The sequence below is a fragment of the Paenibacillus sp. J53TS2 genome (assembly GCF_018403305.1).
GTDB lineage: Bacteria > Bacillota > Bacilli > Paenibacillales > Paenibacillaceae > Fontibacillus > Fontibacillus rhizolycopersici.
Window position 1 is genome coordinate 17076 of the sequence record NZ_BOSK01000018.1, and the last position, 15534, is coordinate 32609.

The following is a 15534-nucleotide window of genomic DNA, read 5'->3' on the forward strand; positions in this document are numbered from 1 at the left end:
TCTTCGACGCTGCTTGCATGATTATCCCTTTGGTTAAGGGAGCCAGGTAAAGCGTCCAGGCAATGCTTCTAGATCCCGAAAGTTACATCTTGTCCGGAGCAGACACGCCGATCAGGCGGAGCACATTCGCGAGCGCGGTGCGCACCCCGCCGAGGAGTACGAGACGCGCTGCCGTTTGATCCGCGTCTTCCGTAATGACGCGCTCCGCCCGGTAATAGCTGTGGAACAGCGCCGCCAGTTCATACACGTAACGAACCAGACGGTGCGGCGCGTAGTTCTCTGCGGCCACGCCGATCTCTTCTGGCAGCTCGCCAAGCTTCCGCAGCAGATCGTATTCGTGCTCGGCGGTCAGCTTGCCGAGATCCACGCTCTCCGCGGCCGGCACCTGGATCCCCTGCTCTTCCGCCTGGCGGAAGATGCTGCAGATCCGTGCATGCGCATATTGCACGTAATACACGGGGTTTTCGTTCGAAGTCGAAATGGCCAGGTCCATATCAAAGTCCAGATGCGAATCCATGCTGCGCATCGTAAAGAAATAGCGGATCGGGTCGACGCCGACCTCGTCCATCAAGTCCACCATCGTAACCGCTTTGCCGGTCCGCTTGGACATTTTCACCTTCTCGCCGTCCTGGAACAGGCTGACCATCTGTGCGATCAAAACGGTCAGCTTCTCCGGATCCTTGCCAATCGCCTGCATCGCCGCCTTCACCCGAGGAATATACCCATGGTGATCGGCGCCCCAGATGTTAATGATCCGGTCAAAGCCGCGGTCATACTTGTTGCGATGATAAGCAATGTCCGGCGTCAAATACGTATACGATCCGTCATTTTTCACCAATACGCGGTCTTTGTCGTCTCCGTATTCCGTAGTCTTCAACCAAGTCGCTCCGTCCAGCTCATAGGTCTGCCCTTTATCGCGCAGCTCGGTCAGCGAAGCCTCCACTTGACCGTCTTGGTACAGGGAGGTTTCACTGAACCAGACGTCGAAGCCAACCCGGAAGCGCTCCAAGTCGCGTTGGATCTTGGCAAGCTCTTTATCCAGTCCGAATTTGCGCAGGAACACCGTCCGCTCTTCCTCCGGCATGCTAAGCAGCTTATCGCCTTGCTCGGCGACGAGCTCCTTGGCGAACCCTTTGATGTCCTCGCCATGGTATCCGTCTTCCGGCATCTCCACATCCTGTCCAAGCTCCTGACGGTAGCGGGCTTCGATCGATTTGATCATATTGACGATCTGGTTTCCGGCGTCATTGATATAATATTCGCGCGTTACGTCGTAACCGGCAAAATCCAGCACATTGCAGAGCGCATCGCCCACAGCCGCACCCCGGGCATGCCCTAGGTGAAGGCTGCCCGTCGGATTGGCGCTGACGAACTCGACCTGCACCTTTTCCCCATTTCCCAGTCCAGTACGGCCATAGTTCTCACCTTCGCGGTACACTTGCAGCAAAATTGGATAGAGATAGCTCTTGCTTAACGTAAAATTGATGAAGCCCGGGCCGGCGATCTCCGCCTTCTCAATCCCGGCCTGCCCGTGATCCAACTTGCCGAGGATTTCCTCGGCGATTTGGCGCGGGTTCTTCTTCGCGATCCGCGACAGCTGCATGGCCGCATTCGTGGCGAAATCGCCGTGGGCCTTGTCCTTTGGCACTTCCAGCACGATAGCCGGAATTTCCTCCCGCTGCGCCAGACCTGCGGATACAATCGCATCCAAAATCGCTTCCTTCAGCGCCTGGTTCATTTGTTCCAACGGATTGTGTGGCATTTAAACGTCCTCCTGTATATGTAAACTGAGTTCAAAACGTCCCGATAATTCTTCGAACACGTATAAATCGTATTCCCATACCACGTGACCAACCTTGCCATCCCATCTCGACTCCAGCTTCACGGTATCGGTGGAGAGGTTAAACTGGGTGAAGGGGGAGCGGTAAAATCCCGGCAGGCGGCATCCGCTGCGGAAGGTTTGCTCGGCCTCCACGCCGCCGTGGCGCATGATTTTCAGTTCGTCGCCGGATAATTTGATCATCGTGCGCGTCTTGGCGCCATCCGGCCCTGGATCAGGCTCTTCATACCGAATATACACGGACTCGCCCCGGGAAGCGGCATTTCCCCGCAGGTGCTGTGCGGTTTCTTCCGTTCCCTGTCGGCTCGTCAGCACGAGGCTCACCGGCTTTGTTTCCGGCATAGGGCAAATCTCCTTCCGACTTCGATCCTTACTGTACTACTATAGCCAGTTCGTCCCGGCAATTCAATACATACGCGGCACAGCGCGCCTCGCTATCAAAAAGAAGCCGCTGCTTCAGCGGCTTCCTTCTCCTGATCCGGCTTCGCCTATCCATGAGCCTATAAGGGCTGGCTTAACGCGAGGTATTTGACCTTGCCATCTGCAAAATACACATGAAACCGAAAATAATCGCCAACTTTGTAGCTCCAACGGCTGACCAGCTTCAGTGCCTCCGGCCCCAGCTTCGCTGTCACGCCGTCCGTGCCGATCCCCGTCTTCACACCGTCCGCGGCCTGATGCTCCGACCTTGTAAAGACAATCATCCGATTCAAAGCGAGTACTCCGTCCTTAAACAAACGCGCCTGTTTCACCTGACCGGTGCCATCGTCGTAAAAGGGTTTCGTCCAGACCATATCCTCAGGTTTGGCCTTATCCAGCTGCTGCTCCCAGCCGTTGAAATCGAGTCCGTCCACCAGGGCATCCTCCGCCGCAAGTGGGTTCGGATCTACGGTACCCGCTTGCTCCTGTTCAACCCTCGCCCGCTCCAGCAGGGTATCCAGCGAGGCCAACTCCTCCCGCTCGTGGAACAGCCCCTGCATCAACAGCAGAACTTGGTCGTCGGCGTAGTAGTACTTCCCTTGGTACTCAAAGGCATTGCCGGTTAAATCATAGGTCAGCTCATAGTTAGTATCCGCCAGCTTGAATTGCAGAACGATCGGCTTCCGGGAGGCTGCCGGAATCGGATTCGCAAGCGCGCTCTTCATATCTGTATAACGAAGAGATTGCAGGAGGACAAACTGCCGTTCCGTCGGAACGTTGGCGTGCAGCCCGTTCCCGCCCGCCGTAATCGCCAGAACCTCCTCTTCCTTAAAGGGAAGATGATCCAGCAAATACGGAGATTTGGCAGCCGCCTCGATATTCGTTTCCTCGGCAGCTTCCCCCTGTTCCGCCGCCGGCGCTTGAACCGGTGCGTTCGTCGAAACTTCGGATGGAGCGTCAGGGCGGCCGTAAAAAATCCAACCCGCCACCATAACCACAATAATCATCGTAAGGCCCGCTAGCATACTCCGGGCCGGGTTATTCGTTTTGATAACAATCCCGCCTTATCCCATGAGAAAGTAGTGACATAAATCATACTACCATACTTTAATCCGGTCATTTATAGTTCGTACGGCATATTTTATTTCACCAACACAAGCAGGAAGTCCCGAATTAGTCCCCTCCTTTACTTCACGAGATCTTCCACGAATTTAGGCAGCACGAAGGCCGCCTTATGGATTCGCGGCGTATAGTATTTCGTGTCCAACTCGGGAATCTTCGTCTCATCCACTTGGAGCGGATCATGGACCTTGCTCCCCATCGTGAACGTCCACAGCCCGCTGGGATAAGTCGGAATATTGGCGCCGTAAACGCGGACGATCGGGAAGATTTCCTTGACGTCCTGATTTACTTTTTGGATCAGATCCGCTTTAAACCAAGGGTTGTCGGTTTGCGCCACGAAGATGCCGTCGTCCTTCAGCGCTTCGTAAATTCCTTGATAGAACCCGCGCTCGAATAATGGCGCCGCCGGGCCCACCGGCTCGGTTGAATCGACCATGATAACGTCGTATTGATCTTTGCTTTCAATAATATGCATGTAGCCGTCAGCCACCTGCACGTCCACCCGCGGATTGTCCAGCTCTCCGGCGATTTCCGGCAGATACTTCTTGGAATACTCGATGACCTTGCCGTCGATTTCCACCAATACCGCTTGCTCCACTTCTGGATGCTTGATCACTTCGCGAATGACGCCACCATCCCCGCCGCCAACCACGAGCACGCGCTTCGGACTTGGATGGGTGAATAGCGCCGGATGCGCCACCATTTCGTGGTACACAAACTCATCCCTGATCGTCGTCATAACCATGCCGTCCAGGACGAGCATGCGGCCGAATTCCTCTGTGTCCAGCATCGCCAAATCCTGAAATTCAGTTTGTTCGGTGACCAGGGTTTCGCGTATTTTTGCGGTAATCCCAAATACGGGCGTTTGTTTCTCCGTAAACCATAATTCCATTCTCTCAACCTTCTTTCATAAAGATCGTTGTATTTTCCGCCAAAACTTCATTCCCTATATTGTACCAAACGAAAAAATAATAACACATCTCCCGGGAAATCGGTGCCTCTGCCGCTCCTGGCGTGAATGATCTCTCCCAAACTTTCCCATACTAAAACAAAGATAACCGCAGCACGGATTTGTTTTAGGATTGGAAAGGAGAGTCCCTCGTGCAGAAACTCGTTCGCAGTGACCGACATCAACATAAGCGTAAACCTCGCCGTCCGTGGCTTCTGCTGTTTAAGCTTACCCTCGGCGCCGGATTACTTGGCCTATGCGCCGCCGGCATCCTGTTGCTTTACTTGTGGCAGGCTGAGCTACCGCTCGCCGATTCAGACCGGAACTCGCAGCTGATCAACAGCAAAGGAGAGACGATCGCCGTGTTCTCCGATGGCGGGAAGAACCGGGAAAGCGTTGAGTTGTCGAACATCTCACCCTGGCTCGTTAAGGCGACGCTGGCGACGGAGGACCGGCAGTTTTACAATCATTTCGGTTTCGATATGAAGGGGATGGCCCGGGCCGCTCTCGTGAACCTCAAGGAAATGGGTACCGTTCAGGGAGCTAGTACCTTAACCCAGCAGCTGGCACGAAATTTATACCTCTCGCATGAACGGACCTGGTCGCGGAAGATCAAGGAAGCGATGTTCACCGCTCAGCTGGAAATGAAATATTCCAAAGACGACATTCTACGTATGTACTTGAACGAAATCTACTACGGGCACGGCGCGTATGGGATTGAAGCCGCGTCTCAGATGTATTTCGGCAAGCCGGCCAAGGATCTAAGTCTTGCGGAAAGCGCGCTCCTGGCCGGAGTTCCGAAAGGCCCCACCTATTATTCGCCGTTCAATCATATGAAGAACGCCAAGGACCGTCAGCGGACCGTGTTGTCCGCAATGGTCACCACCGGCGAGATCACGCAGCAGGAAGCCGACCAGGCGTACGAAGCCCTGCTGAAATTCCAATCGCCGAAGCAGCAAAGCCCAACCGATAAGGCCCCGTATTTCCGCGATTATATTCGGAATGTGGTGGTCGGAGAACTCGGCTTCGACGAGACGTTGCTCGAACACGGCGGGCTCAACATCTATACGACGCTGGATCCCGATGCACAGCAGGCGGCGGAGACGGCGGTCGCCTCGGAGCTTGGGAGCGCCCCCGAGTTGGAAGCGGCCCTGATCTCTATCGATCCGCGCAACGGCTACGTCAAAGCGATGGTCGGCGGCGCGAATTATAGGGAGAGTCAATACAACCATGTCTTTGCCGGGGCTCGCCAGCCCGGATCCAGCTTTAAGCCGATCATGTATCTAACGGCGCTCTCTTCGAGAAAAATGACCAGCGCCAGCAAGTTCAGCAGCCAGCCGACCTTGTTCCACTATGACGACAACCGTAAAACTTATAGCCCCAAGAACTTTGGCGACAAGTATTTGGGCGATATCGATATGCGCCAGGCGATCGCGGCCTCGGATAATATCTATGCCGTCAATACGATTTTAACGGTTGGGGCGGAGCGGGTCATCGAGATGGGACGAAAAATGGGCATAACCAGCTCGCTACAACCCGTGCCTTCGCTGGCACTTGGCACATCGCCGGTCAGTCCGTTCGAGATGGCTACGGCGTTCGCCGTCATCAGCAATCAAGGCCGCAGCGTCAAGCCGGTGGCGGTGCTGAAAATCACCGATGCCAGCGGACGCGTGTTATATGAAGCCAAGCCAGCCAAAAACGAGCAGGTCGTCGAGCCCTCCGCTGCCTACGTGCTGACGCATCTGATGGAAAGCGTGTTTGAAACCGGGGGCACGGGCAACCGCGTCTCGAACGAAATTAAACGACCTGTCGCCGGTAAGACCGGAACGACCAGCACGGACGCCTGGCTCGTCGGCTTTACGCCGGAGCTGTCGACGGCGGTTTGGGTCGGCTACGACAAAGGCAAAACGCTGGGCACAACCGAATCGCGGAAAGCTGCGCCGATCTTCGCCAAGTACACGGAGAAGGCGCTGGAAAAGGTACCACCGAAGATTTTTCCGATCCCCGATGGGGTGGTCAGTGTGTATATTGATCCGGAAACGGGGCTGCTGGCCACGAAGGATTGCCCGGATAAGAAGCTGGAAGTGTTCGTTCAAGGGACCGAGCCAACGGAATTCTGCACCGCACATGGGGAGGGTGAATCCGAGCCGCTTCCGCCTCCAGCCGAGGAGGAGAAGAAGGAAAGCCATTCCTGGTGGAACGACTTGAAGCGTTGGTGGATGGACTAAAAGGGCTGGGGTTGGACAACTTATGCAAAAGTTCTTACGATAAAGGAAGCGAACCGGAGTAGAAATATGGTGAAGGAGACCTCCTTATCTATGGACCCTATCTTGGAACAGATCAAACCGGGGGCGCCGCTGCCCCCGGCTTTTTATCGAATGACGGCCCTGGAGGCCGCCCCCCTTCTACTTGGGCAGACGCTCGTTCGCCGCACGGAAGAAGGCGATATCCGCTGCCGTATCGTGGAAACCGAAAGCTACGGCGGCGTGGAGGATAAGGGGAGTCACGCTCATGGCGGACGCCGGACGGCGCGGACGGAGATCATGTTTGGCTCTGGCGGGACAGCCTATATTTATCTGATTTACGGCATGTATAACTGCCTGAATGTCGTGACCGGCACGGAGGGGGATCCGCAGGCCGTGCTGATTCGGGCCGTAGAGCCCTTATCCCCGGCGGACGAAGCGGAAATGCGGCGCTATCGCGGCACCGCTGCCCGTAAGCCGATTGACCTGTCCGGCGGACCCGGCAAGCTGTGCCGGGCGCTGGACATCACCAAGACATTGAACGGCTTGCCGCTCGATCAGCCCGGAGGACCGCTTTGGTTGGAAGGCGGACCGGAGTCGGGTGGATCGGGTGCGGAGGAGGTCATCGTGCAGGCTCCGCGAATCGGTATTGCCTATGCGGAAGAGTATGCGGCGAAGCCGTGGCGATTTTATTTTCGCGGCAACCCTTATGTGTCGGCCATCGACAAGCAAGCCGAAGTTTGGCAGCTTCAAGAAACGGAAGCAACCACCGACCGTAGCCTTTAACAGGTTTGAGGTTCGCAAATCGTTGTATTTCGTGCAACCTTTCCACCCCACTACCTAAAAAAGAGCCCCCTCCGGCATCAAATCGGAGGGGCTCTTCTATTAGGAGCTTCATCTATTCCGTTACGCTTCCAATGCCGCCTTTAACTCTTCCGGCGAGCGGTCCCACCATTCGGCGTTGGTCTCGATCAGCAGCCGCTTCAGCCCAGCCTTCTGCTCGTCGCCTAACCCGTCCAAGACCACTCTGCGCTTCAGCGCGTAATCCATTTTATTCACATGGTCGGCGAGAATTTTCCAGCCGCGGCGCGCTTCCGTGTCGATCCACATCTCACAGGCCGTCATCCCACCGTAAAATTGCCCTTCCGGGCCGCGGTCCACCGCCACCCAAATGATCCAGACCTGCCGACCATTCGGAACGTCCTCGCGGTTCGTTGAGAACTTAATGCCTTTCTCCACCTTACTTTTGGCGTGCATCGCCCCAACATCGATGTACACCTCATCCCCATCGATAATAACCGGAGACATGCTGTTCAAATCGATCGAGCCCGCTCCAAACCCTTTATGTTTGCTCTTCTCCTCATTGCTGATAATATTGAGGGCAAAAATCTTTTTACCCGATTTCGGTGTCTGATCCATAATTCCCTCCATTTTCCCGCGAACCTGCCGCCTCATCATCCAAGGCCCGGTTGAGTCCAAGATTCGATGTCGATTAGCCCTCTAGAAACCGCATCGTGAAACAAAGCGACTTTAGGATAATCCCTACCCTTAATTCAAAGTTCAAAAAGTTGGCTTTTCAGCACCGAGAAAGTTGGATGAAACTAGGGACCGAGTAGCGCAGCGTAGGCAAAACCTACGTGAGCAACGGAGGGCCCGGTTGAGTCCAAGATTCGATGTCGATTAGGCCTCTAGAAACCGCATCGTGATCAAAAGACGACTTTTTGAACTACCTCTCAATTTTAGCTAATAATCTTCCAATTGCAAACATATACATGCTGTAGATGCTTGTCAACGGGAGGTATCCATTGTATGACCCGACGTACTATTGTCTACAGCATTTCCATCCTTGCCTTGTGCCTCACCCTCGGAGCCGCCTGGCTGACCCTGCGAGGAGGCGGGGATTCGCTGACTTCCTTCGTCCTGGCTAAGGCGGGGCCCAAAGCGGTCCAAAAAACCGGACAAACCCCTGCGTCGCCACAGGTCGAAAGCATTCAACAACCGACCGCCGAAGTGCTCAGCAATCGGGTCGCCGAATATCACATCGACGTCACGCTAAACGAGAAGGACGGTACGTTGACCGGCTCGGAGACGTTGACCTGGACCCATCCCGGCAAAAAAACGATTAACGAAGTGTATTTGCATCTGTACCCTAATGCGTTTTCTTCCGAAGATACGACCTTTATGAAGGAATCGGGCGGGAAGCTCCGGAGCGACATTATGCCCAAGGACGGTTGGGGATCCATGGAGATCACCGAGCTGCGGACGACCGACGGCATCTCCCTGCTTCATCGGATTCAATACGTCCAGCCCGACGATGGCAACTCGAAGGACAAAACCTTGGCCAAGGTGCGCTTACCTGTGTCGGTCCAAGGCGGCGAAAGCCTGACGCTGCGGATGAAGTTTACCGTAAAGCTGCCCAAAATATTCGCCCGAATGGGTGTGGCTGACGATTTTGTCATGGCGGGACAATGGTTTCCAAAGATCAGCGTGTACGAGCCGGTGGGTACCCGGGGGCGGACGTCGGAAGGCTGGAACCTCCACCAGTATCACGGAAATTCGGAATTTTACTCCGATTTCGGGATTTTTAGCGTAAGAATCAACGTCCCTGAAACGTACAACGTGGCGGCAACCGGCTTTCAGACCAAAAAAGCGGTGTTAAAGGACGGGCGGAAGACCGTACAGTTCTACGCCGACGACGTTCACGATTTCGCCTGGTCGGCTTCACCGAATTTCATCTATGCGGAAGAGCCGTTCTCATCCGCGGAGGTTCCGGGCGTGCGGATTAAGCTATATCTTGATCCCACCCACAAGGACCTGAAAGAACGTTACTTCTATGCCGCCAAGGTGGCGCTGGCCAACTACAGCAAATGGTATGGCCGCTACCCTTACTCCACGCTGACGGTCGTCGTACCGCCGGCCAACGGCAACGGTGCAGGCGGCATGGAATATCCGACCCTGGTGACGGCGTTCGGAGCTGCCAGTGATTCTCCCAGCTACGACGAGCTGGAGCGGACGGTCATCCATGAAATCGCTCACCAGTTTTTCTACGGGATGATCGCCAACAATGAGTTCGAGGAAGCCTGGCTAGACGAGGCCTTTGCATCCTATGCGGAGGATAAGCTGATGGAACAGGAATTCGGGATCGCCCCGAATCTTCCGATCCAATCCGCCTTGATTACCTCCCCGGCTTCGCTGACTCAAAACGCCTGGAAGTACGGCTCCGGTGACGGTTACGCCAAAAACGCGTATTATCGCGGCAAGCTGATCCTGCTTGATATCGAGCGGCAAGTCGGCAGTAAGACCATGAAGCGGATTCTGAGCACCTATAGTCATAAATACCGGTTCAAGCACCCGACAACGGCTGACTTCCAGCGGGTCGTTGAGCAAGTGACCAGCCGGAGCTGGAAGTCTTATTTTCAACAATACGTCTATGACGGAAAAATGGCTGATTTTGCGGTAGACCGAATTCAAGTCACTCCGGTCGTCCAGGGGGAGAACCGCCTGTACGAATCGAGTGTGATCTTCTCCCGCAAAGGGGCGACGCATCCGAAGGTCCCACTGCTGTTCACTTTCACAGACGGACACACCACTCGCAAGCAATGGAACGGAGAAGACGCCCGCATCGAGATCAAGCTGCAATATAAAGCGCCGTTGGCCTGGGTCCAAATCGATCCGGATTACACCTTAACGGTGGAGAACTTGCATATCAACAACTACTTAAAAGCGGAAGTTCCGAATTCCACGCTATCCCGCTCCAACATGAGCGTCACCAAGCTGCTTGAGGCGATTCTCGGAACGTTTCTGTGGTAAGGCCGGCTCGATGAGTAAAGTTTTGTTAATTCACCTCTAAAGGAGGGAAAGAAATGAGTTTCGTTCGTTTGGGGTGGACCGCCCTAAAAAGCCAATTTCCCTCAGTCATCATCTTGTTCCTGTATCAACTGTTATGGGGATTGTTCCTCTACCGATTGGTCGATACGGCGGTGACGGCACTGTTGCAAAGATACCCTGACCCGCCGCCCACCGCGCTGTCGCGAATTCTGTTCCTGTTGGAGGGGCAGATCAATTTATGGAGCAATCCGGATGTCCGGCTGTATTGCTGGCTGTTGGCGGGGATGGCGGTGCTGCGCATGATTTTAACTCCTCTGATTCAGGCCGGGATTTTCTACGGATTCACCCCGTCCGAAAGTCGGAGCCCGGGCTTCCCACTCTTCCGGGGAATGAAAGAATTCGGCAAGCCGGTAATCCTGTTTTATGCGCTGGAGCTTATGTTAACGTTGCTACCGGCCTTCTGGATTGTGCCGAAGCTAATATCCCTTTGGCCAGGACTGGCGGGGGTTGAAACACCCACCACAACCTGGCTGGTCGGGCTCGGCTTAATTCTAGGCTGGTTTATCTATGGCTGGCTCATCCGACAATGCCTGCTGTTTGCCCAATTCGGCTATTTGTTCAAAGCTGGCGTCTGGAACTCCCTGCTGATGTGCTTTCGGAGCCTCCTGCAAGCCGTCTCGATCTCTGCCATTCTCGGGTCTTTCGGACTAATTCTCTTTTTCCTGTTCGGGACAGCTTCTTGGTTTTGGACCGGTATGCTTGCCCTCATTCTGCAGCAGACGTATCCTCTTTTTCGCAGCACATTCAAAGTTTGGAAGATGGCCTCTCAATTTCATCTTTGGCAGTCAAAAACACAAAAAAGTTAAAATTTTTTTACTCCCCCAACCCCCAGAAAAATCAAGGCCTTCGCCAATTGGCGGAGGCCTTGAGTCCTATTTCGCCTCTTAATCTTGTGAATTAACCATTGCCAAAAGATGCCTGGTTTTGTTACAATAACAGCAACGCAATTTCAGTAACAGTTTTGTAATTATTTTTGTCATCTTTGGCAGGAGAATGACGCCAGATGTCGAATATGTAAATTCAGGTGTGAAATCAAAGCCGAATTCCCTTCGCCAGGGAAACGGGGGAACCACTTTGGGTGAATTGATCTCGCTTTAGAGGGATCATAGGGAACCTTCAACCGAATCCTTAAGCTAACCTCGTAGGCATTGGAAGGAGCATAACTTCTTGAAAAAGCGTTTGACTGTAGCAGCAGTAAGTTTTGCATTGCTTTTCACCATTGGAACTGGTAGCGTTTTCGCCGATTCCAAACTGGACACCGTAATCGACGGCGCGCTTGGAAGCGACTACGTTTCCGGCGGAACCACCACAGCCGGTTTCGACTGTTCCGGATTTACCATGTACGTCTTCTCTAAAATCGGCATCAAGCTGCCTCACCAATCCGGATCCCAATACAAAATGGGAACCGCCGTTGAGAAAAGCGAATTGATCGCCGGCGATCTGGTCTTCTTCAATACTTCCGGTAAAGGCATTTCTCATGTCGGCATCTACGTCGGCGACGGCAAATTTGCTCATGCTTCCTCCTCCAAGGGCGTAGTCATCAGCAAATTAAGCGATAAGTATTACGTCGAGCGTTACGTTGGAGCCAAACGGATCATGAGCAACGACAAGTATGAAGATGTGACCGGTGAAGTTGCTGAGCACGATGATGTTCAATAAGTAAAACCACGAAGCCCGTGGGGATGTTGATAACAACGTCTCTGCGGGTTTTTTCTTTCCCCTCGCTCCGCTCCTTAGGAACCATTACCCACGAAATCCTTCGTCAAAACAGGCCAAAAGAAGCCTTTTTCCCTACAAACTTGTCAACTCTGGACGCCTTTGGTAAAATGAAAAACGTAAATAGTAACAACTTTGTAATGATTCTTGTAACTGTTCTTGTGCAGCATCTTGGGTGCAACCTACAATAAAATGCCGAATTCCCAGGCACCCGGGAAACGGGGGACCCACCAAAGGGTGAATTGATCTGCTTCGTGATGGAAAGAAGCCTTTTTGAACTGCCTTTCCAATCAAGGTTAAATAGTCAGGTTTGGAGCACCGAGAAGGTTGGATGAAGCTAGGGGCTGAGCAGCGCAGCGTAGCTGAAAGCTACGTGAGCAGCGGAAGGCCCGGCTGAAATCAAGATTCGATGCCGAATCCTCATCTTGAGCTGCTTCGTGATCTGAAGATAACTATTTAACCTACCTCTATAGTGAGATCATAGGGAACCTTCAACCGAATCCATAAGCTAACCTCGTAGGCCTTGGAAGGAGTATGACATCTTGAGAAAGACTTTGACAGCAGCGGTAACGAGTTTGGCCCTTCTGTTCACCTTGGGGGCAGGGAGCGCCTTTGCCGACGCGGAAGCCACGGAAACAACGCCGCTAGCCAGTATCGTAGATTCCGTATACGGGACGCCTTATAAATTTGGGGGCACCACGACAACGGGATTCGATTGCTCCGGTTTTACCCGGTATGTGTTCAGCCAAATGGGCATCAAGCTCGCGCGCGTGTCGGCCGCCCAATATAAGCAAGGGACGCCGGTATCGAAGAAAGAACTCCAAGCAGGTGACCTCGTTTTCTTCAAAACCACGGGGACCGGCAAGGTATCGCATGTCGGTGTTTACGTTGGCGAAGGGGAATTCGCCCACGCGTCCTCATCCAAAGGCATCCGCATCGACAAGTTAAGCAACAGCTACTACCAGAACCGCTACGTTGGCGCGAAGCGTGTTCTCAGTAAATACGGTTATTCTGTTTACGCTACGGAATCCTGATCACCCGGGATTCGTCAAGTTCATTGTCTCTCGCCGCAAGCCGCGTTTCCGACTCGGAACAGCTTGCGGTCTTTTTATGTTCGTGGCCTTATCTATATAACGAGACGTCCGGCAAAAAGGTTACCGGAAAGTTGGAAATCCGCTGAAAATCCATGAATTCCCTCCTATCGGCAAAGGCCTTTACAAGCTGCGTAAATCCGGCTATTGTGAGGGTAATAGAAGAAACTACGACGGATTTACCTCTACCAAAGGAGGGGCAATATGGATCAAGCGAAGTCTACGTTTCGAATCGTGCCAATGGAAGAACCGCATGGCGCGGAAATTTGCACTTGGCGTTACGATTCCCCTTACGATATTTACAGCTGGCTGCCCTGGGATCAAATGAAAGCGCTCGATGTAGAGTTTGGGAATCCGGCAATCCGTGCCGAGCAGTATGTCTCCGTGTTGAATGAAGCCGGCGAGCTGGCGGGCTTTGCCCAATACTTCCCGATGGAGGGGGTGACCCGGCTCGGCATCGGCATGAAGCCTGATCTTTGCGGTCATGGACTAGGCAAACTCTTCGTAAGAACCATCGTAGAGGAAGCCCGGCACCGCAAACCGGACAATCAAATCGACCTTGAGGTGCTCACCTGGAACACCCGAGCGATTCGGGCCTATCAAAAGGCCGGATTCGTCATTACCGACCTTTACGAGAAGATGACGCCCGGCGGGGTGTCCAAACCGTTTTACTGCATGGTGCACAAGGGGCTGCCTGAATAAGGGCGAGCCCCTTTATACACCTCACTTCGAGCAACGCAATGAGATAAGACACATATTTCCGGCGAATGTAATTATTTTTGTTCCTAATTTTGACACAAAGACTATGATCGAACCGCGTGTTCCGTTATAATGGATAGGTAGCATACATAGGAGGGGCGATTGGAATGCAAAAGTGGATCATGAGCGGTTTGTTCGTCATCGCAGGCGCTTTAGCCCTGGTATTGATGTTTACCTTGCCAAGCCGGGAACAGGCCGAGCAAGAAGCCAAACCGCAATTGCCTGAAATCACAATGAATGCGGAACAAGCTGAAGCCACCGTCAAAGCGAATTGCATTTCCTGTCATGGCGATACGCTGCAAGGCGGAGCAGGCCCGAATCTGCAGAAGATCGGCTCGCAATTGTCCGCGGACCAACTCTACTCGATTATCACCAAAGGAAAGGGCGGCATGATGCCTTCGTTCAAGGATCGCTTGAAAGAAGAGGAAATCGCCAACGTCGCCATGTGGCTTGCGGAGAAAAAATAAAGGCATTCAAAAAGCACGCCCGCCGGGAAACTTATGTTCCCGGCGGGCGTTTTTTCCCCATACCTATCCGTTCTTATGCCTAGTCAATCAATCTCACGAGCGCATCTTCTCGAAGGCCTCGTTGTATTGCTGCGCCTCTTTGATGTCAACGGCCGTAATGCCACCGTCCTCCCACGAGGTCAGACGGAGCGTTACCGTTTTATAGTCAATCGTGATAAAGGGATGGTGGTTAAACGCCTCCGAGATCGCCGCGACCTCATCGACAAACGCGATTCCCTTCATAAAGTTGGTGAACGTGTATTTGCGGAAAATCCATCGTCCTTCTTCAAGCTCCCAGCCATCCAATTTTTCCAAATGCGCTTCTACTTCTTGCGGTGTAAACGGCATTATTCTTCCTCCCCGTTCTCTTCAAGAACTCCTGTATATGTAAGCATCCCCGTCACGCACCAGGATCTGAAGTTGATTTGTCCTAGCCCCGTCTCCATTTATTGTATTCTCCAACCCATACCTTCATGCGTACCGGCCACTGATGGACCTAGCAGCGATGGAACTAAAGGTTCAAATCAAGGAAACTGAAGTCAGTTCTGCATCTCCGATAAGAAAATTAATGCGGTGGCCCTCAGGATCATAGATCACGATCGCACTCCCTACCTCAATCATGGGCTCCGTACCGAGCCCAAAGAACAAATCTTCGGCCAGTGCTTCGAGCACCTCGTTCCGATCTGCGTCGGATAATACTTCCCACTCCGAAGGCTCCATTTCGAAGAAAAGATAACTATCTTGAATCCGGCCAACCGCGTTCGTCAAATCAGCCAAAATAAATTCATAATCTCTGCCGTGTTTTACGCCCACTGCGATATCCTCCCTTTCGGCCTCTCCATTCCGGCCGTATTCTTATTATACCGGAAAAAACCACTTAAAAAAAAAGGGAAATCTGTCGATAAAATAGTTAATCGTTTCAGACTGTGCAGGAACGCCTCTTTCCGCAAGGATGCGGGGAGGCCAGGAAAGGGTTCAATTTCTCTCAAGGACGAGGTGT

The 15534-nt window shown here is 53.2% G+C and carries 15 protein-coding genes and 1 riboswitch; of the genes, 8 read left to right on the forward strand and 7 right to left on the reverse strand.

The features are described from left to right. Positions 1-82 precede the first annotated feature (82 nt). The 4 genes from argS to speE form a co-directional block, all read right to left on the reverse strand. Positions 83-1762, reverse strand: a complete 1680-nt coding sequence (gene argS, locus KJS42_RS22570; RefSeq protein ID WP_213624157.1) for an arginine--tRNA ligase — start codon at positions 1760-1762, stop codon at positions 83-85. Then, a complete protein-coding gene (locus KJS42_RS22575) occupies positions 1763-2182 on the reverse strand; it encodes a YwiB family protein (RefSeq protein WP_193418741.1) in 420 nt (139 codons plus the stop codon). 158 nt (positions 2183-2340) lie between these two features. Further along, positions 2341-3267, reverse strand: a complete 927-nt coding sequence (locus KJS42_RS22580; protein ID WP_213624158.1) for a hypothetical protein — start codon at positions 3265-3267, stop codon at positions 2341-2343. A gap of 179 nt (positions 3268-3446) precedes the next feature. After that, on the reverse strand, positions 3447-4274 hold the full coding sequence (gene speE / locus KJS42_RS22585; protein ID WP_155608678.1) for a polyamine aminopropyltransferase: 828 nt from the start codon (positions 4272-4274) through the stop codon (positions 3447-3449). A 209-nt stretch (positions 4275-4483) separates the two neighbouring features. On the opposite strand from speE, the gene KJS42_RS22590 reads away from it, so the two are divergent. Beyond that, complete coding sequence (locus tag KJS42_RS22590; RefSeq protein WP_213624159.1) at positions 4484-6559, forward strand: transglycosylase domain-containing protein; 2076 nt, start codon at positions 4484-4486, stop codon at positions 6557-6559. A 90-nt stretch (positions 6560-6649) separates the two neighbouring features. Beyond that, positions 6650-7360: a DNA-3-methyladenine glycosylase gene (locus tag KJS42_RS22595; protein WP_213624160.1), complete on the forward strand. Its 711-nt coding sequence runs from the start codon at positions 6650-6652 to the stop codon at positions 7358-7360. 120 nt (positions 7361-7480) lie between these two features. Here KJS42_RS22595 and KJS42_RS22600 read toward each other — a convergent pair whose 3' ends face one another. Continuing rightward, the gene (locus tag KJS42_RS22600) at positions 7481-7993 is read right to left on the reverse strand and encodes a YwhD family protein (protein ID WP_155608676.1); all 513 of its coding nucleotides are present in this window, start codon (positions 7991-7993) and stop codon (positions 7481-7483) included. A 390-nt stretch (positions 7994-8383) separates the two neighbouring features. Here KJS42_RS22600 and KJS42_RS22605 point away from each other — a divergent pair, with 390 nt between their 5' ends. The 6 genes from KJS42_RS22605 to KJS42_RS22630 all read left to right on the forward strand — a co-directional run bounded on the left by KJS42_RS22605 (position 8384) and on the right by KJS42_RS22630 (position 14495). Next, the gene (locus tag KJS42_RS22605) at positions 8384-10384 is read left to right on the forward strand and encodes a M1 family metallopeptidase (protein WP_213624161.1); all 2001 of its coding nucleotides are present in this window, start codon (positions 8384-8386) and stop codon (positions 10382-10384) included. A 53-nt stretch (positions 10385-10437) separates the two neighbouring features. After that, positions 10438-11268: a hypothetical protein gene (locus KJS42_RS22610; protein ID WP_213624162.1), complete on the forward strand. Its 831-nt coding sequence runs from the start codon at positions 10438-10440 to the stop codon at positions 11266-11268. 220 nt (positions 11269-11488) lie between these two features. After that, positions 11489-11625, forward strand: a riboswitch (cyclic di-AMP (ydaO/yuaA leader). A 4-nt stretch (positions 11626-11629) separates the two neighbouring features. Beyond that, a complete protein-coding gene (locus KJS42_RS22615) occupies positions 11630-12121 on the forward strand; it encodes a C40 family peptidase (protein WP_155608673.1) in 492 nt (163 codons plus the stop codon). Between the two features lie 599 nt (positions 12122-12720). Next, complete coding sequence (locus KJS42_RS22620) at positions 12721-13212, forward strand: C40 family peptidase (protein ID WP_193418733.1); 492 nt, start codon at positions 12721-12723, stop codon at positions 13210-13212. A 261-nt stretch (positions 13213-13473) separates the two neighbouring features. Then, a complete protein-coding gene (locus KJS42_RS22625) occupies positions 13474-13971 on the forward strand; it encodes a GNAT family N-acetyltransferase (RefSeq protein ID WP_193418731.1) in 498 nt (165 codons plus the stop codon). 164 nt (positions 13972-14135) lie between these two features. Then, positions 14136-14495 carry a c-type cytochrome gene (locus KJS42_RS22630; protein WP_155608670.1) on the forward strand — a complete coding sequence of 120 codons (360 nt, stop codon included), beginning with the start codon at positions 14136-14138 and terminating at the stop codon, positions 14493-14495. Between the two features lie 93 nt (positions 14496-14588). Here KJS42_RS22630 and KJS42_RS22635 read toward each other — a convergent pair whose 3' ends face one another. Both KJS42_RS22635 and KJS42_RS22640 read right to left on the reverse strand, forming a co-directional pair. After that, positions 14589-14882 carry a 4a-hydroxytetrahydrobiopterin dehydratase gene (locus KJS42_RS22635; protein WP_155608669.1) on the reverse strand — a complete coding sequence of 98 codons (294 nt, stop codon included), beginning with the start codon at positions 14880-14882 and terminating at the stop codon, positions 14589-14591. Positions 14883-15053: 171 nt separating this feature from the next. Then, the gene (locus KJS42_RS22640; protein ID WP_193418729.1) at positions 15054-15347 is read right to left on the reverse strand and encodes a hypothetical protein; all 294 of its coding nucleotides are present in this window, start codon (positions 15345-15347) and stop codon (positions 15054-15056) included. Positions 15348-15534 lie beyond the last annotated feature (187 nt).

Bases quoted from the DNA above. Each gene is read 5' to 3' on its own strand.
- argS (WP_213624157.1), bottom strand. From the start codon at position 1,762: ATGCCACACAATCCGTTGGAACAAATGAACCAGGCGCTGAAGGAAGCG.
- KJS42_RS22575 (WP_193418741.1), bottom strand. From the start codon at position 2,182: ATGCCGGAAACAAAGCCGGTGAGCCTCGTGCTGACGAGCCGACAGGGA.
- KJS42_RS22580 (WP_213624158.1), bottom strand. From the start codon at position 3,267: ATGATTATTGTGGTTATGGTGGCGGGTTGGATTTTTTACGGCCGCCCT.
- speE (WP_155608678.1), bottom strand. From the start codon at position 4,274: ATGGAATTATGGTTTACGGAGAAACAAACGCCCGTATTTGGGATTACC.
- KJS42_RS22595 (WP_213624160.1), top strand. From the start codon at position 6,650: ATGGACCCTATCTTGGAACAGATCAAACCGGGGGCGCCGCTGCCCCCG.
- KJS42_RS22600 (WP_155608676.1), bottom strand. From the start codon at position 7,993: ATGGATCAGACACCGAAATCGGGTAAAAAGATTTTTGCCCTCAATATT.
- KJS42_RS22605 (WP_213624161.1), top strand. From the start codon at position 8,384: ATGACCCGACGTACTATTGTCTACAGCATTTCCATCCTTGCCTTGTGC.
- KJS42_RS22610 (WP_213624162.1), top strand. From the start codon at position 10,438: ATGAGTTTCGTTCGTTTGGGGTGGACCGCCCTAAAAAGCCAATTTCCC.
- KJS42_RS22625 (WP_193418731.1), top strand. From the start codon at position 13,474: ATGGATCAAGCGAAGTCTACGTTTCGAATCGTGCCAATGGAAGAACCG.
- KJS42_RS22630 (WP_155608670.1), top strand. From the start codon at position 14,136: ATGCAAAAGTGGATCATGAGCGGTTTGTTCGTCATCGCAGGCGCTTTA.
- KJS42_RS22635 (WP_155608669.1), bottom strand. From the start codon at position 14,882: ATGCCGTTTACACCGCAAGAAGTAGAAGCGCATTTGGAAAAATTGGAT.